Consider the following 21,248-nt stretch of genomic DNA (forward strand, 5'->3'; position numbering starts at 1 on the left):
CTCAACCTCCTTTGGGTTTAGGTTTCAGTGCAGCAGCTGCACGATCCGCCAGCCGGGACCAGGCCATCAGCCCAACACCCGCGACGACACACGCAGCGGGCACATGCATCATCGCCACGCCACCGACCAGCAGACCGAAGCCCAGCAAGCCGGATAGCCAGGACAGGATGACCAATTTCATATACTGATCCCTTCGTCATAAATGGATGTACCGCTCGCACCGCCGGACTTGCTACTGATGCCGGTGGCCATGATGGCGGCGACAATGCCGTCGATGCGGCCGGTGGCCTTGGCCTTGTCGGCTTTGCGGTTGTTGGCCGGGTCAGAAACGATCACCGCGTTGCCGGCGTTCCAGGTCATAACCGGATTGCCGTCGTGCCGGAGGGTTTCGACTGTCTCGCTTTCGACCAGCTCCCACTCACTGGGATCAAGATCAATGACGCCATCGTCTTCCTCCTCGGGAGACAGGCCCAGTAGCCGCCGCTCGAACTCATCAACGGCAGGCCCCATATCCTTGAAGCCCTGGCCGAACCCCACCATCTCAGGGAGTGTGATGTCGTACTCGGACATCAGTTGCAGCAGGTCTTCGATGCGCCAGCGGTCGTACGCTATGCGCTCAACGCCAAAGTAGGCGGTGATCGTCACCAGGCGGCGCAGCACATGCAGTTTGCTGATCGCCCGACCTGGCGTTGTTTCAAGGTGCCCGGCCTTGACCCACATCGCATAGGGCACCTTGTCGCGATCCTCACGCCCTTGCAGGTCATCGTCTGGGATCCAGAAGTACGGCAACAACCGCCAGTGCGGATCGTGCGGTGCCGGCCAGAACAACAAAACGAATGCCGTCAAGTCCGTGGTGCTCGCCAAATCCAGCCCGCCGACGCAACGGCGGTTGCGCAACATGCGCATCGGCACGCGCTCTTCTGCCTGTTTCCAGACTGCCCAGGAAATCCACGGGGCATCGGCCTGGGTCCATTCGCAGAAGTTCAGGCGGCGCACTACCGACTCTTGCGCCGGCAACCCGCGCGCGGCCTTCACTTGCTCGCGTAAATACTTACGACCAGGGATGCCGTCGGCCTGCCCTTCGGCTATGTGGTCGAGCGATGGGTTAACCTTCGCCCAGCAACTTTCGTCCCGGAACGGATCGTCACCCTCATCGAGCGAGCAGATGAATGCGAAGAAACTGTCGTCATCCTCAATGCCGGCGCAGATCCGCACACCCAGGTCGTGATACTGACCGCAGACGGTTTTCTTGTCGGAGCCGCTGTTGGTGATCATCACCACCATGGCCTTGCGCCGGTTCTTGGTACCGGCGCGCATCATGTTCACGGTGGCGGCGGTTTTGTGTTCGTGCACCTCATCCAGCAAGCCGATGTGTGGCCGTGGCCCTGACTTGCCTTCGTCGGCACTGATCGGCCGAAAGAATGAATTGGTGTTGGGGTAAAACAGGTTCCAGACCTTTTCGTCCCGGCCTGACTGCACCAGGCGTGAGCTGAGTTTTTTCGACATGTCGACCATCGACACGGCGTCACGAAACAAGATCATCGCCTGGTCGCGCTTGGTCGCGGCGGCATAGATCTCGGCGCGCTGCTCACCATCAGACACCAGGCCGTATAGGCCAATCCCGGCCACCAGCGGGCTTTTGCCCGAGCCTTTGCCGGTTTCGATGTAGCCCAGACGGAAACGCCGGAACCCATCTACTGTCATCCAGCCGAACAAGCTGCCGATGACGAACGCTTGCCACGGGGCCAACAGGAAGGGCATGCCTTCGTAATCGCCGCCGTTGAGGCAAAGCACCTCTTCAAAAAAACCGATGGCTCGGTTGGCCTTGGCCAGATCCCAGATCAGGCCGCGAGACGGCCCGTGTTCCAGGTCAAGCAGATGCCGCTTGCAGGCGTTGCGGACATCAGGGCCGGCGACTGTTTCACCGGCCAACACCGCCAGGGCGAATGCGCTGATGCGATCATCAGTTGAAGTACTTGTCTGCGGCGTCTCGTTGGTCATTGGGGAATAGCTCACCTTGCGGCGCCGCCGACGTTTTCAGGTTACGTCGGGACACGGGCGACAGACCGAACTGCGCGCCAGCGCTGTTGGCGCGCTTTTCCGCGTCATTCGCAAGCTGGCGAAGTACGTGCATTTGCTGGGCGCCGGTTTTGAAAGTCTGGATTTCGCCTCCCAGGTCATCATCGGAGGCTTCGTTGCGCTTCGCGATCAACCGCTGATAGCGGCGCCAATCAGCGGCAGCCTGGCAGTAGGTGGCCAGCGCCATAGCATCCAGCTGCGAAACGATGCCCAACGAAATCAGCGCAGGGACCAGTTGCTCCCACTCAGCGATGGCCTCAGCAGACAGCACATCGGGCATGGGCGGTGCGCCGACCGGAACCGACGGCGCCGTGACTTCGGCCAGCAGGTCGCTGATATTTTCCCGACCACGATTTCCCTGCAGCAGTTTGAGCGCCGCTGGTTTCCCAGGGCGCCCCGAATTTCCGTTTCCGGCCATAAAAATAACCCCTACCTGTTGATACCCCCCCTCCCTCATTTATCCCGACGTTGCGCACGGAGGGGGGCGAGCGGTCTAGAACGAGTTCCGAAAGAAGTTTTTCATCCCCCCTGCCCTGGGGAGCGCCATTTTTTGGTGCATTTTCGCCCCTGATCACCGATTCCAATGATGGCCGGGATCCACGGGTCGACCGTCAGGGTTGCAGCCTGGGACCATGCCGGTCCGCTCTATCCGCTGCTTGGTCGAGTCGTGACAAAACTTGCAGAGGCTCTGCCAGTTGGAGGGATCCCAGAAAAGCTTCCATGCGCGCTTGAGCTGAGCGGGGTCGCCGCTGTTCTTCGCTTCCTTCAGCCTTGGGGCGATCTTGTGGTCGACAACTGTTGCCGCGACGGGCCGCTGATCAGTCGAGCACATCGTGCAGTAGGGCTTCTCTCGCAGATGTCCGTCGCGGGACTTTTGCCACTTGTAACCATAACCCCGCTCGGTGCTACTCCCGCGACGTTCACTGCTCTGACGGGACATCGGCAGGCGCTTCACTGACACCCAACCGCTTGGCCGCCCAACGCTCGTACAATCCAATGGCAACGTCTGCGCCCGCCATCGCTGTCAGGCATCCAATTGCGCCAGATGTCCAGATCGACATGCCCGCCGCGTACAGCAGCATGATCGCTGACACCCCGCATACCACGCAGGCGCCGGACCGAAGGGCTAGCCGCCGAATCAGCGCCCAACCCCGCGCGCCTTCTTTGTCCGCGCGCCACATCTCGCCCGACACACCGCCCACCAGGGCCAGGACGATCACTAACCAGATCGGCATTTCTGCCAGCGCTTGCTGTTCGTTCGTCATTGCCTTGCCCCTTAAACGAAAAAGCCCTGCGCTGGGCAGGGCTTGAATGAGAAGTTAGTCCGATTAGGTTTGAGGGACGGGTACCTCGTCAACGCTAATGCAGTGCTCAATATCCGTAATTTTCTGGAGAGCTTGCTCAGCAGTTGAATACGCGCCAAACATTCGCCCTTGATAAAAAACAACCCATGCAAATTGGATGTCCGCTTGACCAGAATGCCCAACCACCAACGCCTTGAATCTTTCAGCCAAGTCGTCGACATGCATCTGTGCCATGCCACGCAAAACCATGACGCTCTCCCTGAGTGAAGTCAGAGGCCCTATTTTTCGGCCTTCGACAATGTGAGCGCAAAAAAAAACCGACTCAATGGTCGGGTTAAGACCACTCCTCAGTCCAGCCCCCAAATGAGAGGGATGGAGGGCGGATTGAGGAATGGCGGCGAAATTATATCAGAGCTTGCTGAGAATTCATCATAGTGTCGACGCGCAAACAAAAAGCCCTGCACTAGGCAGGGCTCACAGCATTGTCATGCTAATGGATGGGAAGCACATTGCCGTGCAAACTCAACCTTTTGCTTCTGTCGAGATAGTTGTATCCGGCGTTGGTAACTCGCTGAATGCGTATATCCGGCGCCTCCCCTTCAGCGTTGACACAGCCCATGTCAACAAGCAGCTCAATGTGGCCATCCACAACAACGGCAGACCACTGTCCTAGCTGCTCAGGGGAGAAGCGACCACGAATGTCCTTTGCTGACGCATCAATCCTCCACTCCTCTGAGTCCTGAATGCACACCTCTAGGATTTTCACCAACAGCTTCTGATCTCGTTCCATTTCTCAGTTCCAAAGGAAAAATTGCCTGTACGGAGTCGTACGCCTGAGGAGAAATGAAAAAACCCGGCACGAGGGCCGGGTTTTGGTGAGGTCGCTGGTTGCGTACCTCTTTGAACATGACTGATTTATACCCCTCCAATCCGGTGGCAGCAAGAGCTCAGCGCTGCCAACCTGCAATCAACGGCCATCAGCGGTAATCAACGGCCATCAACGGACACGTACCGGAAATCAACGGCAATCAACGGACATATAACGTAACTGGCTACCGCCCCGCAGGGCAGTGACCGACCAGCCCCACACACCTAAAGACAGGTGCGCCATTTGCAGCCCCCAAAAATCAAAGCGCTGACCTACCGTCCTACTATTTCTTACCTTTTCCCCCGTATAGAGAGAGATTAATAAACGCTGCGCGTGATGCGCGTGCGCGTAGGTACGCGCACTACGCGGGGAAATCCCGGAAAAGGTGGGACGGAAGGTCAACCCCCCGATTGACGCTGCCTGCGCCTGCTCCACCAGCAATAACACCAGTAGGACAGGCCGGCCAAACAGCATGATCACGCTGCGCGCTCCAGCAACATACTGGCGATCTCCAGATGGGCTGCATGCAAGCGCTCATAGAACTGCGTACGTCCGCATCCACAATGCGCCCACTTCTGACGCTCTGCGCTCTCACGGTTCAAGTATTGCTCGTACACCACCTGCTCCAGTTGCCAAGACAGATGCTTGTTTACTATCACCTCAATGTCCGCACTCCATGGCAGCAGCATCCTCGAACCACCGCGTGTGCCACGAATCAGCTCTCCCTTGCAATCCATCAACTGGCCCAACATGGTGCTAGCAGATCCATTTGCACCTCCACTGCCATGCATATCGAGCGCCCACAACTTCAACATCTCATCCATTTCAGGGATCAAAATGCAGTCTCCTGCCTGGGCTCGACCATCCCGCGCTTCCACTCAGCCGGTTTTATATACTCATAACCACGCACCCCACCAGGGCCGCTACTCCGGCGTCGGCGCGGCCATTTCAACCGATGCATAATCTTGCCGATCCGCATCTGCTCAGGCTTGCCCCAGTGGCTCGGGTCGATATTCAGCGCATGCTGCAACAGGTGCGCGCCCGTCACCGTTTCGCCGAGATGCTTGTTTGCCAGGTAGTGAACCAATGGTTCTTCCCACATATCCGCCTGGAAGCGCTTATCCTGCTCAGCCGCAAACAGTTCGTTCTCATCACGCTCAGCCCACCAAATCTCCCCCGCGCGAAAACAGGCTACCGCCTCGGCCCAGAGTTGATCACGCTCGGCCCGCAGGCCATCCAGATCCACCTTCGTACACGTCACCGGCCAATAACGGCGGTTGCCCGTATCATCCTTTAGGTACTCATCCTGGTTAGTGGTGCCGATAAATACACTCTGGCGCGGCACACTCAAATGCCGCCGTCCGTAGCTCTCTCGGTAATGGTCCGTTGCCGAGGAAACGAATTGTTTGGCCTTCGTCGTATCGGACTTATTTAGCGCGTCCAGCTCCGCCATCTCAATGATCCACTTACCCCGGATCGCCTGATACGCATCCTTGCTGCTCATATCGAATGCCGTATCCATGAACCACTTGCCGGCAAGCACTCCTGCCGCCGTCGATTTACCCTCGCCCTGCAACCCCTCCAGAATGAGCATCACATCCACCTTACAGCCAGGCTGGAACACCCGCGCCACCGCAGACAGCAACCAACGCTTACCCACCTTGCGCGTGTACTCACTGTCCGCAACGCCCAGTCGATCCTGTAGCCACCGATCCAGTCGCGGCGTGCCATCCCACACTAACGCTCCTAGATAATCGCGCACCGGATGAAAGGCATTGTCATGGGCAACCGAATTCACCGCCTCAAACACATTCGGCGACTTCACAGACAACCCGTAAACCTCGGCCAGCCACATCATCACCTTGATGTCGTCGATATCCTCCCAGTCACCTGCACTGCCACCAAACGGCGGTGTGCGCGCCTTAATAATTTTTGACGCAAACGAATCCCACGCAATCACCCCGCTCCAGCGTGAGTCATTACCAAGAATTAACCCCACGTTGTAAGGGTGCGCCAGAATCCCGCCCTTAGCAGAACGAAGCAGCTTTTCATGCCATCCGGCATCCGTCGCCGGCCTCACCAGCGCCAACACCTGACGGCGTACCGCATCTAAACCCTCAGCACAGTGCAGGTCGTTGAAATCCGTCCAACCAGCCTCACGGTCATTATCGAAGATCGGCAACACCACCTGGCCACCAACGACCACCGCCGCATTCTCCGCCTTCACCTTGCCCGTGTTGAACGGTTTACCCTGCACCTGGGTTTTCCAATCATCATCCGCACAGAACAACAGCGGGCGACCGGGATAACGCACCCGTAACCCCTGCGCCACCGGCAACAGATTGCCAGCATCAAAGCACACCGCCACCGTCAGCGCGGTCGCCATATGCAAGCTCGCCCCGGTCGCGTAACCCTCGCACACCAGAATAACGTCACCGGGCTCAGGCTCAGGGCCGATCAAATGCACTGCCCCCTCTTTCTCCAAGCCCGCCGGCCAATAGGTCTTATTACGCCCCAGTTTGGGCTGCACCTCAGGGAACAACACCTGCAGGCCGATCACCTCTCTGGTTTTCACATTGCGCATCGGTACAAGGGCACAGCCCGACTTGCGTTTAAAACGCAGGCCGAAACCGGCCACACGCTTCGCATCCAGATAAGCGCAGTGACCCTTTTCCTCCAAATGCTTCCACATGCCCGCAGCACGGCGCGCGGCAGTTCGATGCTTGCGCGCCTCGGCCTCAGCCGCCTTACGCTGGCCCTCCTCGGCCCGAGCCCGCATCACTGCCCGATCCTCAGCGCTCAACCGGCCACCCTTGACCTTGATCTTCTGCCAACTTCCCTTTTCACCCTGGCGCCAGTCGCCAAACGCGCCGCAATAGAGGGTCTTGCCGCCAGTTAGATGTTCATAGATCACGTACCAGCCCGTTTTCTCCGGAGCCTTATCACCGTCGCACTCGCAACGCGTCCGCTTGCCAATCACAAGTGGGGTTTCTGGTTTGAGCCCGTAGTCCTGCAACTGGGCCAATACATCATCGAGCAGCTCATGATTAGTCATGCCCGTACCCCACGCCGGTCGGCCAGTTCCTGGCAGTCAATGCAGCGCGTACAGCCGCGATCAAGCATCGCCAGCCGCCGTGCCTCAAGAATATCATCCCCGCAGTCCACACACTCATGAGCACATTGGCCTGGGTTGGCAGTAGGTCTCGCGGCCAGGGCCAGTGCAAGATTAAGGGCGATAACATTATCGGCAATATCTGCATTGTCAGACATAGACCAGATCCTCCGCATGCTTCTTGCGGAGCACCGCGCGCAATTTGAACACCGCCTGCACCATGCGCTCAGCCAGCAGTTCAAACTCAGCCAGCTCGTCATCGTCCAATCTGTCATCGGACAATGAGGTAGATACATGGGTGGCTAACTCCCCCTCACGAGAAAGCAACTCGCCAATGCCGGCCAATAGCGTCTGCGCAGTGTCGGTATCGCTCAAGTCGGAAACGTCGATCCCCACCCAGCCAATGGGATGCAACAACGCATCCACAATGCGTGGGTCGCGCGTTGCATCCAGCACCAACTCAAGGTCGACAATGTTTGGCGTGTGACTGGTGTTGGTTAGGCTCAGCTTATGATTGAGCGTGGTGGCGTTGCCGCCGTCGATTGCGGCAATGGCTGTGGCACCGCCGGGATAATCGCGTGCGGCGTGGAGCAAAGCTTGCGGTAGAGTCAACAGCGAACGCCGTGCGCGCTCAATGGAATTGAACTGTTTACGGTTCATGGCAAAACTCCAAAAACTCTGCCAGTGACCGCCGCGTGCCTGTTTGATACAGTTGCGCCGTGGTCACTCACAGGTGGTCGCATGCAGCCGGTCGCTCTGTGGTAGAAACTCCGGCTGCACCCCAATGGCAAGGCACACGCTCCGCATGTACCTTGCCGTTACAGCCTGCAGACCGTGGTGGGTTAGCAGGCAACCCAAGGCATCCGTGCCTTGGCAGCGCGGTAAATAGAGGCGGTTTGCATGTGGTTTGCCCGCCTACCTTTATCGCGACCCCGACAGCACTGTGGTGGTGTGTGCCGGGAGGAACTGGGCGGCCTTTAGGTCGCCTTTTTTCTAAGCCGCTCTTACAACGACGCTTTCAGGTGCCGGAAATACTTCCGGCAAGTCTGGCCGCAATTCATGCGGCAAAAGCCCCCACGAAAGTGCTTTTGCAAGCGGACGAACATGGGCAACTGGTACGCCACGATGCCGCCAATTGAAAAAGCGCTGAGGGCTAACCTGACACTCCCGCGCAAGCTGCGACGGACGTTTTCCGGCCTCTCCCGCAACTCGTACGATCAAATCGAACACCTGATCAGGCGTATTCATACGTCACCCAAAGAAAACAAAACGAACAACCGATGCAAACAATACGTTTGTTATCATTTCGACGCAAGGGTTGTAACATCCTGTTTATGAGCAAACAACCACACCGCCTCAAAGGGCAACGCTTCCGTCAAGCACTGGAGTTCGCCGGAATCACGGGCGCGCAACTCGCACGGATCCTAGATCTGGATAACGACCAGAACATCACAAACTGGAAAACTAGAGGCGTGCCTGCCTATATGGTGGGCCAGGTTGCGAAAACCTTGGTCGTAGAACGAGAGTGGCTGGAAGGGAGAGATGTCCCAATGTCGACTCCGGAGACCGACCGATTCGGCCCGCCTCCAGCAGCCAACGACTCGCCCCTTTACGTGCTCGAGCCATTAATCCCATGGGATCCAGATACCCCACTTGAGAGCGACGAGGTCGAGTTGAGGCTGTACAGGGAAGTCGAACTTTCCTCTGGCCCAGGAAAATTCGCCCGCACTGAAGTCCAAGAGATATCTGGATCAAAGCTTAGATTTTCCAGAGCTACGATGAGGAGCTGCGGGGTGGACCCGTCGAATGCGGTGTTCGCTACCAACAGCGGCAACAGCAACCATCCATTAATTCTTTCAGGCGCAACCGTAGGCATAGATACCGGCATGACAAAGGTAGTTGACGGTGAAATTTATGCGCTCGATCACGATGGACACTTTCGGATTAAATTTCTTCAGCGCACCCCAACTGGAATAAAAATGAAAAGCTTCAACTCAATCGAGTACATCGATGAGGACTACGACTTTGACCAAATAATGGAGCAGCGAGTAGTGATACTGGGCAGGATATTTTGGTGGTCATCAATCAGACCGCTGAAAGGCCCACCCCTAATCTAAAACCAAACAAAATGTGTTGACCAAAATACAAACAAATTGTTTACTTGCCTCGACTCTTCACCACAGAGCGAGGCAATTCCCATGCAAACCGCAACCTTGCACGTACTCCCGACGTGCCCAGAAAGCCGCGTTTTCGAGGTGCGCCGCCTAGCCATAATCCACGGCTGCGCCTTCGCCCCCACCAAACGCAAATCAACCACCAGCCCTGCGCCTACCCCCTTCAATCCAGACGATGGAGGGCGTGCAGCATGAGCAGACTATCTCTCAACGCCGCCGCCTATATCCGCCTCCAGGCTCAGGTGCACCTCAGCGGAACCTTCAATCACACCCTGCACTCGCGTGATGATCGCCATTCCGTACCGGCCCAGGTCGAGATCGAGCAATGCACCGCCGGCATCACGGTAATGGTGCGCATCTGCGGGACGCGCAATACCTCAGTCACCCTCGATAAGCATCGCAAAAACAACGCCACGCGCGTAGCGAGCTTTATCGAAGGTATCGCCAATGGTCGCAGCCCTACCGGCGTGCCTGACGTAGATGAGCATGAGGCCGTCAGTGATATAGAAGCCACCCTACGTCTGGCAATCCGACGTGGGCGCGGCATTTACCATCTGATCGCTGACGAACTGGATCCCTCTGTACAAATCCAGCGCAACCCACGCGGCGGCTACATCGCTAAGCTCGAAATCGACGACGCCGGCTGCGTGCTCACCCTGCCCGCCGATAACCAGCGCGCCTACGCAATCTTGGCTGAAAACCTCAACCAGTTCCTGCAGGGCTACCGCAATAGCCTCGCAGCCGCCGCGTGAGGTGCCGCCATGAGCCTATCCCTCAAACGCGTAGCCGAACGCCTAGGCCTGGGTCACCGCGAGCTGATGCAACGCATGCGCGACAAAGGTCTGCTGGATAAAAAAAATCTGCCAGCTAACCCAGCCGCAACCAAAGACTTCTTGGTTACCCGTGAGGGCCGCTGGTTTCACGAGAAGTACGGCATGCAATACCAGCGCACCACGCGCGTGACCGATATCGGCATCTCCTGGCTGGCCAAGCAAATCGGTATTGAGCGCCCAGCCCCACCCGCCGTACCCGACCCGCGAGAAGTCGCGTAATGAGACAGCCCGAAGACTGGCCGCGCCAGTACGCCCGCCAGATCACGGCGATGCGAACCCGTGAAGAACGCATCGCAGCGCTGGCAGAAGTACCGGAGCACCTACGCGAGCTGGTACGCACCCACGTCGAGATCGCCTGGAACCACCCCCGAGGGAACACACATGGACCGCAAACTGATTGACACCCTACTGATCGAGCTGCTGAACCTGCCCGAAGAACGCCGTACGGCTGAGAAAATTCTGGCCAACCTGGCATTAGCAGCCACCGCCGCCGGCGTTTCCCTCCCCATCACTGGCGCACCACTGCAAATCGAGCACCTACAACTGGCGGCTGCTCTCGACCAGCTCGTCATCGATCTCGGCCCCAACTACCGTGCTCGCGCCATGCTGCGCCTTGGCTACGGCATTGAGGGAGTTGAGCTAGGTGCCGTACTCGAACCGCTCGACAGCACCTCCCCACTGCCGCGCTTCGTGGCCTTTGGCAGCACAGCACGCACAGCCCTGGCAGCTATCAACCGCGACATTCGAGCAAGCCACCAACCTCATGCCAAAACATCGCCGCAACGTAAAACCGGAAAACTGACGCTCGGCAGTCTCCAAGCTCAAGTAGATAAGGCCAACGCAGCATGACGGCCTCCGTACAGCGCGAACTGCGCCTGCCGAAAGCGCCCAGAAGTCAAACCGTTGAGCTGCTGTACCGAATCTTCGGGGATCTGCTCGTGCCCTTCGAACAGGTACGCGAACGCTACTTCAGCAATCTCAACCAGGACAACTTCACTCGCGCACTAACAAGTGGCCGTGTTGCGCTGCCCATCACCACCCTGGATACCAGCGCCAAGCGCTCCCGCTTCATCGACATCCGCCATCTGGCCATCTTCATTGATACGCAGGCGGATGCCGCAGACGAGGAGATGGCAAACACTCAATCTCACGCGTTAACCGATACCCCCAACAACAGCTAACCACCGCAACCGCTGCACCACCAGCCAAGCGGAACACAACAGTAGGAGCAAACCACATGACAGCATTTGAAATTTTCGCATTGATCAGTTTCGTGATTGCACTCGCCATTCTGTACTGGGTCGGGTATCGCGGTGGGTTAAAGGATGGCTGGAGTGAAGGCTACGACGACGGCCACGGTAAGGGCTATATCGAGGGCATTGAGGAGGGCGAGTCGTCGGGCGCGACGGCTCTTGAACAGGTTACACAGCGATGCACGCGCCTGGAGCTGATTTTGATCCGGGAACCTCAGGACCGTCAGATCCTTCTTGAGATCGCCGGAAAGCTCAAACTCGCCGCCGATACTTTCCACGCATTGAAGTCCGAAAGCCACGCAACTCAAGCACTCATTCTGCGCGACCACGCTTTGAGCATGGCCGCCGAGTTGGATTCCTTTCATCAGGAGGATCCAGCATGAGCCGCCCAATCCCAATGCTACGTCTGACACCCCAAGCCGCCGGGACACTGCAACAGCAGTACACCAACGCTATGAAGGAACTGAGCGCAATGACTCGCCATAACAAAGAGTTCGACCGGCAGTTGAAAGCGTTGATCGGTTACGACGCCCTGCGCGAATTGCATAAGGCAACTGACAACGCCCTGCTGCTGGCCGATCTCGTGAAGGAGGCCGCATGAACTGGATCCTCACCCACACCGGCAAGCGTTTTGATCTGTTCGAACCTGACGCCGACATGATCGACCCACGGGATATCTCCCACTCACTGGCACACCTCTGCCGCTTCAACGGGCACACCCGCGAGTTCTACAGCGTGGCGCAACACAGTTGCATCGTCGCCGAGCTGGTGCCGGAAGAACACAAGCTAGCTGCCTTGCTCCATGACGCGCCAGAGGCCTACCTGGGCGACATGACCAGGCCACTTAAGCAGTGGATACATGCGTACCAGGACTTTGAAGACTGGATATGGCAACGTGTGTGCCAGCGCTTCGACATCGCAGCAGAACTTCCTGCGTGCGTTCACCAGGCCGACTTGATTGCGCTGGCCACCGAACGCCGCGACCTCATGCCAACCGATCCGGCTATCTGGGATTGCTTGGTCGGCATCGAACCTATGGCCGAAATCATCCGCCCATGGCCTGCCGCAGAAGCCCGACTCACCTACCACCAGAGCCTGATGGACCAACTCGCTGTCGAACATCGGAGGAAAGCGGCATGAAGAACCAACAGGAAAACATCAGCGCCGTGGCCGCTTTGCTCCGCCGCACCAGCGGTGTCGACACGTCAGAAACAAACAGTCTCTGCTGCGCAGCAGCAGGCATTATTGCTCTTTCCAGCACCACCGCCGAAGCACGTATACCCCAAGAAAAGCTGCGCGGGGCAGTGCTCGCTGATGCAACGCTTACCGCTTCGAGACGCCCGCACGCGCAGCCTGTCGTGGGGTATATGCACGTGCGCGACCCAGCCAAGGGGGACCATATGACTGTCTTTCTTCTGCTGCACCTGTGCGCGGACGCGACCCGTATCCATTACGACCTGATCATCGCAACAGAAGCGCTGGACTGCTCCAGCGCATACGGACTCTCTGACACAGATCCTGAACCCGTGAAAACGCCGGAGGCAGCATGAGCGCAGCAGAAAAACTCGACTTCCACATCATCCCCGGCGCCTGGTTTCGCCAGGATCTGCTGTACCCAGTCTTCGGCCTAAGCACCGAAGCGGTTCGCAAATACCGTTCCCGAGGTCTGTGGCTGGAGGGCAAGCACTGGCGTTACGACCCAGCTAACGTGATCGTCTACAACCGCGCGGCCATTGAGCGCTGGATGGAAGGGAAGCCATGATCGACAAGATGCCAACTGGCGTGGAGATGAACGGCAAGCAACTCCGCATCTGGTTCATCTTTAACGGTCAACGGTGCCGTGAACCCCTGGAAGGGATCTCCAAGGTAAACAAGGCCGCGATCGTCTACGCCGACAACAAGCGCCGTACCATTCTCGCGGAAATCAAAGAGGGCCGCTTCGACTATGCGGCCCACTTTCCCAACTCACCAAGAGCTGCCATGTTCACGGGAACTGGCGGTCCTTCGCTCAAGCGCACCGTAAAGGAAGGCATTGACCGCTGGCTGGAGGTTCAACGCGCGCTCAAAGCTTCGAGCACCGTTATCAACTACGTCAGTAAGGCTGTGCACGTCGAGAAGAAATTCGGCAAGCGTCGAATCGTCGACATCAGTAAGAGCGACATCGAGTTGTTTCAAGCACAGTTACTCAAGCAAGGCCTGGCCCCGAAGACTGTGAATGACATTTTTACCGTCGTCCGAGGTATCTGGGCCGATGCTTTCGGCGATGGCATCCTGAAAGCTAACCCGCTCGACAGGATCAGTAACGTCGGATCGGACGTCGACCTGGAGCATGCCGACCCTTTTAGTCGCACAGAGATTAAGCTGATCGGCGAAGCAGATCCTGACCGCCGAGCTGACACCCGGATGATTGAGTTCAACTGCTGGGCCGGACTGTCCCTTTCCGAACTCATCGGGCTGGCCGTTGAAGACGTAGATCTTGAAGCCGGCCTGGTACACGTCCGGCGCGCATTGGTCGTCGGCGAATTCAAAGTCCCCAAAGAGCGCTCCAGGGTCCGAGCTATCGAACTCATAGACCCAGCCCTCGAACTAATACGAGAGATAGTTGCCGCCGCGAAGGAAGCTGTAGCCGAAGAGATCACCGTTATCCAACGCGACAACATCACGTCCAAGAAGATGAAAGTCAGGTTCCTTTTCCGCAGTTCGACCAGCGGCTTACTCTGGAACGGCAAAACATTGAGCAACTGGTTCACTGCCCATCTGAAAAAAGCAGAGGTCCGCCACCGAGGCGCCAACCAATGCCGTCACACGTTTGCCAGCCAGATGCTGTCGAGTTACGTCCCGGTCGAGTGGGTGGCCAGGCAACTGGGGCACGCCGATACAACTATGGTGCGAAAGCATTACGGGAGATGGATACCGAAGGACACCAAGAGCATGGCGGGTATCGTGTCAAAAATGTTGGGGCTTAGAGCGGATTAGAGCGGAATACAGGGAAAGGTTTTTGCCCTAAAAATGCCCTAAATGATATGAACAAAACGAAAAAGCCCCTGTAATCTCTAATGATTACAGGGGCTTAGTCTTATTCAATAATGGCGGAGAGATAGGGATTCGAACCCTAGGTACCGGTGAAGGTACAACGGATTTCGAATCCGTCCCATTCGGCCACTCTGGCATCTCTCCAACGGCGCGCATCATAACAGCCTGTTTCGTGGAAGCAAAGCTCGAATAGAGATTTTTTCCGTGCTATCAGATGCTTGCGTCGATTACAGCGGTACGCCGAGACGATGGGCGACTTCTTCGTAGGCTTCGATCACATCACCGAGGCCCTGGCGGAAGCGGTCTTTGTCCATCTTCTTCTTGGTGTCCTTGTCCCACAGGCGGCAGCCGTCCGGGCTGAATTCGTCGCCCAGGACGATAGAGCCGTCGTGGAACACACCGAATTCCAGCTTGAAGTCCACCAGCAACAGGCCTGCGTCGTCGAACAGCTTGCTCAGCACGTCGTTGACCTTGAGGGACAACTCCTTCATGCGCGCCAGTTGCTCAGCGGTGCCCCAACCGAACGCCACGACGTGGGATTCGTTGATGAACGGGTCGCCCTTGGCGTCGTCCTTCAGGAACAGCTCGAACGTGTAAGGGTTGAGCTTGAGGCCCTCTTCCACGCCCAGGCGCTTGACCAGGCTGCCGGCGGCGTAGTTACGCACGACGCATTCCACCGGGATCATGTCCAGCTTCTTGACCAGGCACTCGTTGTCGCTCAGCAGTTTGTCGAATTGGGTCGGGATGCCGGCCGCTTCGAGTTTCTGCATGATGAAGGCGTTGAACTTGTTGTTCACCATGCCCTTGCGATCCAGTTGCTCGATGCGCTTGCCGTCGAACGCCGAGGTGTCGTTGCGAAACAGCAGGATCAGGCGGTTGGCGTCGTCGGTCTTGTACACCGACTTGGCTTTGCCGCGGTAGAGTTCTTCACGTTTTTCCATGATGGGCTCCGCTTTGAGTGAGGTGGGCTAGGCGATGTGTCGCCAGTCGAGCCCTGAATCTTGATCGGCCAGTTGCAGCCAGTCCGGGTCGCACCCAAGGGTTTCGACAAAACATTGCCGGGCAAGCGTCGGCAGGTTGTTCTTGCTGCTCAAGTGGGCCAGGACCAGGTGTTGCAGGTCTTGCCAGCCCAACTCGTACACCAGGTACGCCGCCTGGTGGTTGTTCAAATGTCCCAGTTCGCCACCCACCCGCTGCTTGAGAAAGTACGGATAGTGACCGCGAGCCAGCAGGTCTCGGCAGTGGTTGGACTCGATCATCAAGGCATCGAGGTTCCGGTAACCGTCCAGCACCTTGGCACAGTAGGAGCCCAGGTCGGTGAGCACGCCGAAGCGCCGCTCCCCATCACTGAATACATACTGCGTAGGTTCCTGGGCGTCGTGCGCCACGGCAATCACATTGATGCTCAACGCGCCAATCTGCAGTTGCTCGCCACCCGCCAGGAAACCTGCGGGTTCAACGGGTTTGCGCATCCCGCGCAACGTACCGCGACTGAGGTACACCGGAAGATTGTAGCGCCGAGACAGCAAACCCACGCCATGCACGTGGTCGGCATGTTCGTGGGTCACTAGGATCGCGCTCAGCTGCGAGGGGTGAACCCCCAGGCGCAGCAGGCGCCGCTCGGTTTCCCGCAAGGAGAAACCACAATCAACCAGCACGTACGTGTCGTCGTGGGCGACCAGCGTACCGTTCCCTTGGCTACCGCTGCCGAGAACGGCAAAACGCACCGGATCAGCCCAGGTTGTCTTGAATCACGCCCAACACTTTGCGCGCTGTTTCAGCGGGCGCAACGGTGTTGATGTTTTTCTCGACGGTGACTTGTACGGTTTCGCCAACCTTGCTCAGGCGAACCTGATAACGCTCGGCGCGGGTTTCGATCTCTTCCTTGGTCGGCTTGCTGCCGAACAACTTGCCGAAGAAACCAGGCTCGTCGTCTTTCTTCTCGGCTTTTTCAGCCACGTTGATGTAGTACAGGCCGAGGCTGCGGTTGATGTCTTCAACGCGCCAAGGGCCTTGTTCCAAAGCACGACCCACACTGGCCCAGGCACGGTCCAGGTCTTCACCCAGGTTCAGCACCACGTTGCCGCTGCCGTCCTCGGTGAGGCTGACGCGGCTAGGGGTGTCGTAATCACGCGCCGCGAGCAGGGAAACGGAACCGCCCTTCTCGGAAATACGGCTCATGCTGGCCAGCATCTCGTCGACCAAGGCGGCATCAACGCCGGTGTTGACCGAGCGGTTGGTGAACTCGACGTTGGACGTGCTGCCGGCAGGACGCTCGGCGCTGACCACATAGACTTCACTGGTATTGCGCTGTACGCCAGGCTCGATGCGCACACGCACACGGGCTTCGCTGTCAGCCGCGACGCCACCGGCCTGCAGGCGCTTGGCCATGTTGGCGGACAGCTCGCTGCCTTGCTGCCATGCGGTGGTGAACTCACCGGTCTGCGGGCGCTGCTCGTCGATGCGGAAACCGTTGTCCTGGAAGAACTGCACGGCCACCGGCCAGACTTCGGCAGGTGGGCGCTGCGCCACGATCCAACGCGAGTCACCGCTCTTCTGCAAGCTGTAGTCGCTGGCATCCGCCACGGCCGAGATCGGCTGTGGACGTGGCACTACGTACTCACCCTTAGTGGTGTCGTCGGCCACGTTACGCGGGATCGGCAGCAACGGGTCAAGGCGCTTGGCAACATTGACGTCCGGTGGCAATTGCATCGGTTTGGTTGCTTGTGCTTCCAGGTAATCGCTGCCGCGGTCACGGAAGTAGCCTTCCGGGCCCCAGATCCAACCGCAGCCACTGGTGCTGGAGATAATCAAGGCAAGTGCGGAAAGTCCGGCCAATCGCTTCATGCGTAGTGCTTCCTCAATTAAACCAGGACGCCGGACTGGCGCAGGGCCTGTCGCAGCGGTTCGTGAAAGGCTTCGCTCAGACGGGTGAGCGGCAGACGGATACCGTCCGGCATCATGCCCATCTCGAACAGCGCCCATTTCACGGGAATAGGGTTGGATTCGATAAACAGTGTCTTGTTGAGTGGCATCAGCTTCTCGTGGATCGCACGGGCAGTCACGGCATCGCCAGCAAGGGCGGCTGCGCACATGTCGCTCATGGCGCGGGGGGCCACGTTGGCGGTCACGGAAATGTTGCCCTTGCCGCCCAGCAGGATCAGCTCGACTGCCGTGGCGTCGTCACCGGAATACACCAGGAAGTCGCTGCGCACGCCGGCCAGGATGTCCTTGGCACGTTGCAGGTCGCCGGTAGCTTCCTTGATGCCGATGATGTTCGGCACGGTGGACAGGCGGATCACGGTCTCAGCCTTCATGTCGCACGCGGTGCGGCCCGGTACGTTGTAGAGGATCTGCGGAATATCGACGGCTTCGGCAATGGTGCGGAAGTGCTGGTACAGGCCTTCCTGGGTCGGCCTGTTGTAGTACGGGGTCACCAGCAGGCAGGCATCTGCGCCGGCTTTCTTGGCGTTCCTGGTCAGCTCGATGGCTTCACGCGTCGAGTTGGCGCCCGTACCGGCGATCACGGCGATACGGCCCGCGACACGCTTGACCACGAATTCGATCACCTGGATGTGTTCTTCCACATCGAGGGTGGCCGATTCACCCGTGGTGCCGACCGCCACGATGGCGTTGGTGCCTTCTTGCAGGTGGAAGTCCACCAGTTTGCCAAGGCTGTCCCAGTCGAGATGACCTTGTGCATCCATGGGTGTGACCAGTGCCACCATACTGCCCGCAATCATGCAACCGCTCCTGCCGGAAAAAGAGAGCCGTAATGGTACTGGCGCCAAGATGCTTGTACAAGCGAAGTACCGCCTGAGGATGCGTTCTGGATCAACTAAACGACGGGCAATGCCATCATTGCGCGAAAGTGGGGGTCTCGGTGGGGTAAAAACCCGCCGATCACGCAATGAAAACGCCACCTCCTATCCCTTGGCGACGCTTTTCGCTACCCTTCATGCTTTGATCGATACAGCCCTCACCGTATCGACCGCTCATCGTTTTAGGAAGGCTGCATGTCCACCCCCACAGTTCGCGAACAATTCCTTGTTATCAGTGCCCTCGGCGCCAACCCCATGGAGCTGACCAACGTCCTGTGCCGCGCCAGCCATGAAAACCGCTGCGCCGTCGTGACCTCGCGCCTGACCCGCCATGGCGAGTGCAGTGCGCTGGTGTTGCAGATCTCCGGCACCTGGGACGCCCTGGCGCGCCTTGAGACTGGCCTGCCGGGCCTGGCCAAGAAGCACGACTTCACCGTCAACGTGGTGCGCAGCGCCGCCCTGGAGAACCGTCCCCAGGCCCTGCCTTATGTCGCGTATGTCAGCTCGGCCTATCGCTCGGACATCGTCAATGAGCTGTGCCAGTTCTTTATCGACCATAACGTCGAACTGGAGAACCTGACCTGCGACACGTACCAGGCCCCGCAAACCGGCGGCACCATGCTCAATGCCACCTTCACCGTGACCTTGCCGGCCGGCGTGCAGATCAGCTGGTTGCGCGACCAGTTCCTGGACTTCGCCGATGCCTTGAACCTTGACGCGCTGATCGAGCCTTGGCGCCCACAGAACCCAATGTAAGGAACCCTCCATGGCGGTAGTCATCGACAAACCCGTAGCCGATTTCGAAGCCCCGGCCACCAGTGGCCAGACCTTCAGCATCAAAGCCCTCAAGGGCAAGCAAGTGGTGATCTACTTCTACCCGAAGGACAGCACCCCGGGCTGCACCACTGAAGGCCAGGGTTTCCGTGACCAGTACGCAGCGTTCAAGGCCGCCAACACCGAGGTGTTTGGCGTGTCGCGCGACAGCGTGAAGTCCCACGAGAACTTCAAGGGCAAGCAGGCATTCCCCTTTGAGCTGATCAGCGACAAGGACGAGGCGGTTTGCCAACTGTTCGATGTCATCAAGCTGAAGAAGCTATACGGCAAGGAATACCTGGGTGTGGATCGCAGCACGTTCCTGATCGATAGCGAAGGAGTGCTGCGTCAGGAATGGCGCGGCGTGAAAGTGCCGGGGCATGTGGACGCCGTGTTGGCGGCGGCGCAGGCTTTGAACAAGGCCTGATCAGCAGCGCGAGCCACTGTAACGAGGGCGCTTGCTCCCGCTGGGCTGCGAAGCAGCTCCGATAAAAAGGCAGCAAGCGCCCTCGTCACAATTCGCCCTGCCGCTATAACAAAGGCGCCACCACCGGCTCCTGCCGCGGCCACGCGTCCAGCACCGCCTTGAACAGCGTTGCCAGGGGAATCGCAAAAAACACCCCCCAGAATCCCCACAACCCGCCGAACAACAATACCGCGCAGATGATTGCCACCGGGTGCAGGTTGACGGCTTCGGAGAACAGCAGCGGCACCAGCACGTTGCCGTCCAGGGTCTGGATAATCCCGTACACCGCCATCAGGTAGATGAACTGGTCGCTCCACCCCCACTGGAACAGGGCGATCAATGTGACCGGTACCGTCACCACCACGGCGCCGACATACGGTACCACCACGGAAATGCCGACCAGCAAGGCCAACAGCGCTGCGTAGTTCAAGTCCAGGGCGATAAAGGCGATGTAGGTCACGCCCCCACAGATAATGATCTCAATGACCTTGCCCCGAATGTAGTTGGCAATCTGCCGGTTCATCTCCTCAGCCACCCGGGTAATCAGCGCCCGCTCGCGCGGCAGGTAGCCACTGACCCAGCGACCGATCATTGCGCGGTCTTTAAGGAAGAAGAACACCAGGATCGGCACCAGCACCAGGTAGATCATGATATTGACCAGCAGCGGCAGGCTGGACAGGGAAAAAGTCAGCGCCCATTGGCCGAATTTTCCGATCTCGCCACGGGCCACTTCGATGGCCTGTAGCACCTGCTCGTCCGATACCAGGTGCGGATAGCGCTCCGGCAACAGCAGCAACAGTGACTGCCATTTGGCGAGCATGCCCGGCAGCTCGTTGAACAGGGTGATCAATTGGTGCCACAACAGCGGTACCACGATCACGATAAAGACCAGCAGCAACCCCATGAACAAGGCAAACACCAAGCCCACCGCCGCCGCGCCCGGCAAGCGCAGACGCTCCAGGGTGGTAACCAGGCCTTGCATCAGGTAGGCCAGCACCATCCCCGCCAGCACCGGCGCGAGCATGCCGCCCAAGGTGAGTACGGCGGTGAACGCGAGGAAGAGCAGGACCGCCAGCACCACGGCTTCTTCATCGGAAAAGTAACGCTGAATCCAGTCTCGTAACACCTTGAACATCAATCAACCTCAGACAATGGGGGGCAAACGGCTCAGGCCTTGCGCAACCAGTAACAGTAGACGCCGGCTGCATCTTCTTCATGCAACAACGTGTGGCCTGCCAGTTTGGCAAAGGTGCGAAAGTCACGCTGGGAGCCTGCGTCCGTGGCGATCACCTTGAGTATTGCGCCACTGGCCAAACGATTGAGTTCCAACTTGGCCTTGAGCAAGGGCAACGGGCAATTGAGGCCGCTGGCATCGAGTTCGGCATCAAAGGCTACAGCGTCGGTCATGGTTTTACTCCGGGCAGCGTTCGGGGTGCTTAGAATATCTGGTCCGAAGCTCAGTGTCCGGCTACAGTAAGCTCTTTGTCCAAAG

32 protein-coding genes and 1 tRNA gene are annotated in these 21,248 nt (G+C 58.4%); 14 read left to right on the top strand and 19 right to left on the bottom strand.

Annotation, left to right across the window (positions count from 1 at the left end; genetic code table 11):
• Position 1: 1 nt before the first annotated feature.
• The 12 genes from QU606_RS08605 to QU606_RS32875 form a co-directional block, all read right to left on the bottom strand.
• Positions 2-181, bottom strand: a complete 180-nt coding sequence (locus QU606_RS08605) for a hypothetical protein (protein WP_126588616.1) — start codon at positions 179-181, stop codon at positions 2-4.
• Positions 178-2,001 carry a terminase large subunit gene (locus QU606_RS08610; RefSeq protein ID WP_131697087.1) on the bottom strand — a complete coding sequence of 608 codons (1,824 nt, stop codon included), beginning with the start codon at positions 1,999-2,001 and terminating at the stop codon, positions 178-180. The genes QU606_RS08605 and QU606_RS08610 overlap by 4 nt, the downstream gene beginning before the upstream one ends.
• Entirely contained in the window at positions 1,964-2,497 is a 534-nt protein-coding gene (locus QU606_RS08615; RefSeq protein WP_131697088.1) for a phage terminase small subunit P27 family, read from the bottom strand. The genes QU606_RS08610 and QU606_RS08615 overlap by 38 nt, the downstream gene beginning before the upstream one ends.
• A 502-nt stretch (positions 2,498-2,999) precedes the next feature.
• Positions 3,000-3,344 carry a phage holin family protein gene (locus QU606_RS08620; protein WP_131697090.1) on the bottom strand — a complete coding sequence of 115 codons (345 nt, stop codon included), beginning with the start codon at positions 3,342-3,344 and terminating at the stop codon, positions 3,000-3,002.
• 63 nt (positions 3,345-3,407) lie between these two features.
• Positions 3,408-3,632 (bottom strand): hypothetical protein, encoded by a 225-nt coding sequence (locus QU606_RS08625; protein WP_131697091.1) that lies wholly within the window; start codon positions 3,630-3,632, stop codon positions 3,408-3,410.
• A gap of 241 nt (positions 3,633-3,873) precedes the next feature.
• Positions 3,874-4,173, bottom strand: coding sequence for a hypothetical protein (locus QU606_RS08630; protein ID WP_131697092.1), 300 nt, complete (start codon positions 4,171-4,173; stop codon positions 3,874-3,876).
• 228 nt (positions 4,174-4,401) lie between these two features.
• Positions 4,402-4,731: a hypothetical protein gene (locus tag QU606_RS08635; RefSeq protein ID WP_131697093.1), complete on the bottom strand. Its 330-nt coding sequence runs from the start codon at positions 4,729-4,731 to the stop codon at positions 4,402-4,404.
• A complete protein-coding gene (locus QU606_RS08640; RefSeq protein WP_304998298.1) occupies positions 4,728-5,087 on the bottom strand; it encodes a hypothetical protein in 360 nt (119 codons plus the stop codon). The genes QU606_RS08635 and QU606_RS08640 overlap by 4 nt, the downstream gene beginning before the upstream one ends.
• Positions 5,084-7,291: a VapE domain-containing protein gene (locus QU606_RS08645; RefSeq protein WP_370531110.1), complete on the bottom strand. Its 2,208-nt coding sequence runs from the start codon at positions 7,289-7,291 to the stop codon at positions 5,084-5,086. The genes QU606_RS08640 and QU606_RS08645 overlap by 4 nt, the downstream gene beginning before the upstream one ends.
• An 11-nt stretch (positions 7,292-7,302) precedes the next feature.
• Complete coding sequence (locus tag QU606_RS08650; protein ID WP_370531092.1) at positions 7,303-7,623, bottom strand: TraR/DksA C4-type zinc finger protein; 321 nt, start codon at positions 7,621-7,623, stop codon at positions 7,303-7,305.
• Positions 7,514-8,023, bottom strand: a complete 510-nt coding sequence (locus QU606_RS08655) for a phage regulatory CII family protein (protein ID WP_131697096.1) — start codon at positions 8,021-8,023, stop codon at positions 7,514-7,516. Before QU606_RS08655 ends, QU606_RS08650 begins: the two co-directional genes overlap by 110 nt.
• A 333-nt stretch (positions 8,024-8,356) precedes the next feature.
• On the bottom strand, positions 8,357-8,611 hold the full coding sequence (locus QU606_RS32875; RefSeq protein WP_131697097.1) for a YdaS family helix-turn-helix protein: 255 nt from the start codon (positions 8,609-8,611) through the stop codon (positions 8,357-8,359).
• 302 nt (positions 8,612-8,913) lie between these two features.
• Between QU606_RS32875 and QU606_RS08660 the strand changes: the two genes are divergently transcribed.
• From QU606_RS08660 to QU606_RS08715, 12 genes are all read left to right on the top strand, one after another.
• Positions 8,914-9,480, top strand: coding sequence for a S24 family peptidase (locus QU606_RS08660; RefSeq protein ID WP_304998299.1), 567 nt, complete (start codon positions 8,914-8,916; stop codon positions 9,478-9,480).
• 248 nt (positions 9,481-9,728) lie between these two features.
• Positions 9,729-10,289 carry a hypothetical protein gene (locus tag QU606_RS08665; protein ID WP_131697099.1) on the top strand — a complete coding sequence of 187 codons (561 nt, stop codon included), beginning with the start codon at positions 9,729-9,731 and terminating at the stop codon, positions 10,287-10,289.
• Between the two features lie 9 nt (positions 10,290-10,298).
• A complete protein-coding gene (locus QU606_RS08670; protein ID WP_074847673.1) occupies positions 10,299-10,589 on the top strand; it encodes a phage antirepressor KilAC domain-containing protein in 291 nt (96 codons plus the stop codon).
• On the top strand, positions 10,589-10,771 hold the full coding sequence (locus tag QU606_RS08675; protein ID WP_131697100.1) for a hypothetical protein: 183 nt from the start codon (positions 10,589-10,591) through the stop codon (positions 10,769-10,771). Before QU606_RS08670 ends, QU606_RS08675 begins: the two co-directional genes overlap by 1 nt.
• On the top strand, positions 10,752-11,219 hold the full coding sequence (locus QU606_RS08680) for a hypothetical protein (RefSeq protein WP_131697101.1): 468 nt from the start codon (positions 10,752-10,754) through the stop codon (positions 11,217-11,219). The genes QU606_RS08675 and QU606_RS08680 overlap by 20 nt, the downstream gene beginning before the upstream one ends.
• Entirely contained in the window at positions 11,216-11,551 is a 336-nt protein-coding gene (locus QU606_RS08685; protein ID WP_131697102.1) for a pyocin activator PrtN family protein, read from the top strand. Before QU606_RS08680 ends, QU606_RS08685 begins: the two co-directional genes overlap by 4 nt.
• A gap of 56 nt (positions 11,552-11,607) precedes the next feature.
• Complete coding sequence (locus tag QU606_RS08690) at positions 11,608-12,006, top strand: hypothetical protein (RefSeq protein ID WP_131697103.1); 399 nt, start codon at positions 11,608-11,610, stop codon at positions 12,004-12,006.
• Positions 12,003-12,224 carry a hypothetical protein gene (locus QU606_RS08695; protein WP_131697104.1) on the top strand — a complete coding sequence of 74 codons (222 nt, stop codon included), beginning with the start codon at positions 12,003-12,005 and terminating at the stop codon, positions 12,222-12,224. Before QU606_RS08690 ends, QU606_RS08695 begins: the two co-directional genes overlap by 4 nt.
• Positions 12,221-12,763, top strand: coding sequence for a phosphohydrolase (locus tag QU606_RS08700; RefSeq protein ID WP_131697105.1), 543 nt, complete (start codon positions 12,221-12,223; stop codon positions 12,761-12,763). Before QU606_RS08695 ends, QU606_RS08700 begins: the two co-directional genes overlap by 4 nt.
• Complete coding sequence (locus QU606_RS08705; protein ID WP_304998300.1) at positions 12,760-13,173, top strand: hypothetical protein; 414 nt, start codon at positions 12,760-12,762, stop codon at positions 13,171-13,173. The genes QU606_RS08700 and QU606_RS08705 overlap by 4 nt, the downstream gene beginning before the upstream one ends.
• Positions 13,170-13,385 carry an excisionase family protein gene (gene xisR, locus QU606_RS08710; RefSeq protein ID WP_131697106.1) on the top strand — a complete coding sequence of 72 codons (216 nt, stop codon included), beginning with the start codon at positions 13,170-13,172 and terminating at the stop codon, positions 13,383-13,385. Before QU606_RS08705 ends, xisR begins: the two co-directional genes overlap by 4 nt.
• Positions 13,382-14,599 carry an Arm DNA-binding domain-containing protein gene (locus QU606_RS08715; protein ID WP_131697107.1) on the top strand — a complete coding sequence of 406 codons (1,218 nt, stop codon included), beginning with the start codon at positions 13,382-13,384 and terminating at the stop codon, positions 14,597-14,599. Before xisR ends, QU606_RS08715 begins: the two co-directional genes overlap by 4 nt.
• A 111-nt stretch (positions 14,600-14,710) precedes the next feature.
• Here the strand turns inward: QU606_RS08715 and QU606_RS08720 are convergent.
• The 5 genes from QU606_RS08720 to dapA all read right to left on the bottom strand — a co-directional run bounded on the left by QU606_RS08720 (position 14,711) and on the right by dapA (position 18,399).
• Positions 14,711-14,800, bottom strand: a tRNA-Ser gene (locus QU606_RS08720).
• An 83-nt stretch (positions 14,801-14,883) separates the two neighbouring features.
• Entirely contained in the window at positions 14,884-15,597 is a 714-nt protein-coding gene (gene purC, locus QU606_RS08725; protein WP_024074003.1) for a phosphoribosylaminoimidazolesuccinocarboxamide synthase, read from the bottom strand.
• Between the two features lie 27 nt (positions 15,598-15,624).
• Entirely contained in the window at positions 15,625-16,383 is a 759-nt protein-coding gene (locus QU606_RS08730) for an MBL fold metallo-hydrolase (RefSeq protein WP_304998301.1), read from the bottom strand.
• Positions 16,384-16,387: 4 nt separating this feature from the next.
• On the bottom strand, positions 16,388-17,503 hold the full coding sequence (gene bamC, locus QU606_RS08735) for an outer membrane protein assembly factor BamC (protein ID WP_024074001.1): 1,116 nt from the start codon (positions 17,501-17,503) through the stop codon (positions 16,388-16,390).
• Between the two features lie 17 nt (positions 17,504-17,520).
• The gene (gene dapA, locus QU606_RS08740; protein ID WP_024074000.1) at positions 17,521-18,399 is read right to left on the bottom strand and encodes a 4-hydroxy-tetrahydrodipicolinate synthase; all 879 of its coding nucleotides are present in this window, start codon (positions 18,397-18,399) and stop codon (positions 17,521-17,523) included.
• A gap of 273 nt (positions 18,400-18,672) precedes the next feature.
• Between dapA and QU606_RS08745 the strand changes: the two genes are divergently transcribed.
• Positions 18,673-19,233, top strand: coding sequence for a glycine cleavage system protein R (locus tag QU606_RS08745; protein WP_003172487.1), 561 nt, complete (start codon positions 18,673-18,675; stop codon positions 19,231-19,233).
• 10 nt (positions 19,234-19,243) lie between these two features.
• Positions 19,244-19,717 (top strand): peroxiredoxin, encoded by a 474-nt coding sequence (locus QU606_RS08750; protein ID WP_024073999.1) that lies wholly within the window; start codon positions 19,244-19,246, stop codon positions 19,715-19,717.
• A gap of 103 nt (positions 19,718-19,820) precedes the next feature.
• On the opposite strand, the gene QU606_RS08755 is transcribed toward QU606_RS08750, so the two are convergent.
• Positions 19,821-20,891, bottom strand: coding sequence for an AI-2E family transporter (locus QU606_RS08755; RefSeq protein WP_024073998.1), 1,071 nt, complete (start codon positions 20,889-20,891; stop codon positions 19,821-19,823).
• A gap of 32 nt (positions 20,892-20,923) precedes the next feature.
• Positions 20,924-21,163 carry a sulfurtransferase TusA family protein gene (locus QU606_RS08760; protein ID WP_024073997.1) on the bottom strand — a complete coding sequence of 80 codons (240 nt, stop codon included), beginning with the start codon at positions 21,161-21,163 and terminating at the stop codon, positions 20,924-20,926.
• Positions 21,164-21,248 lie beyond the last annotated feature (85 nt).

The organism is Pseudomonas sp. OVF7 (assembly GCF_030644265.1).
Taxonomy (GTDB): Bacteria; Pseudomonadota; Gammaproteobacteria; order Pseudomonadales; family Pseudomonadaceae; genus Aquipseudomonas; species Aquipseudomonas gorinensis.